This window comes from Gordonia aichiensis NBRC 108223 (assembly GCF_000332975.1).
In the GTDB taxonomy this organism is placed as follows: domain Bacteria; phylum Actinomycetota; class Actinomycetes; order Mycobacteriales; family Mycobacteriaceae; genus Gordonia; species Gordonia aichiensis.
The window spans coordinates 1-823 of sequence record NZ_BANR01000073.1 but is presented as its reverse complement, the minus strand read 5'-3'; the positions used below and the strand labels follow the sequence as shown (position 1 = coordinate 823).

The following is an 823-nucleotide window of genomic DNA, read 5'->3' as shown; positions in this document are numbered from 1 at the left end:
ACCAGGGCACGTTCGGGTGGGTTCATGTAGAGCCCGACGACGTCGCGGACCTTCTCGGTGAACATGGGATCTTTCGACAGCTTCCACGAATCCTGTTTGTGTGGAGCCAATCCGAACGCTCTCCATACACGCGAAACAGTTGACTGCGACATGCCGAGATGCTCAGCCATCGACCGAGTCGACCAGTGTGTCGCATTCTTCGGCGTGGTCTCGAGAGTTGCGGTGATCAGGTCTTTGATCTGCTCGTCGTCGACGGTTCGAGGTAGCCCGGGCCGGGGTTCGTCGAGCAACCCCTCGCAGCGGTGCTCGACGAACCGGCCTCGCCATCGCCGCACGGTACCTCGGTTGAGGCCGAGTCGTTGTGCCACTTCGGTATTCGACCCGCCATCAGCGGCAGCGAGAACGATTCGTGATCGCATCGCCAAACCCGAGGCCGTCGTTCGCCGACGCGCCCACCCTTCGAGCTCACGGCGCTCGTCATCGGTCAGAACAACATCCACTGCTCGCGGACCCCGGGTTGCCATTCCCCAGTCTATCAACCGAATGACAATTAATGACTCAGGACACTAGTTGCTTGTGCAGACGAGCGGCGTCCTCAAGTACGTGTCTGGGGATCGGCCGCGGTAGCCCCGCCATCTCCAAGAAGTCCTGCAACGTCATCGGTAGTGGCCCCTTCCGCCACTGGTAGAGCAGCGTGATGGCTTCCATCGGGGGATACTCCCCGAGCCCTTCGAGCAGTTGGAGATCGCGAAGCTGTAGGACAGTCGGTCGCGCCACGAATCCCTGGAACTCGGCGAACACTGGCGCCGCCCGCATGCCGTAT

1 protein-coding gene and 1 pseudogene are annotated in these 823 nt (G+C 61.4%); both read right to left on the bottom strand.

Going from position 1 to position 823, the window contains the following annotated elements:
- A partial coding sequence (locus tag GOACH_RS23020; protein ID WP_005180825.1) for an IS630 family transposase occupies nt 1–524 on the bottom strand: 524 nt, incomplete at its 3' end.
- A 34-nt stretch (nt 525–558) separates the two neighbouring features.
- Nucleotides 559–823 (bottom strand): annotated as a pseudogene (locus tag GOACH_RS23015) (hypothetical protein); the annotation flags it as partial.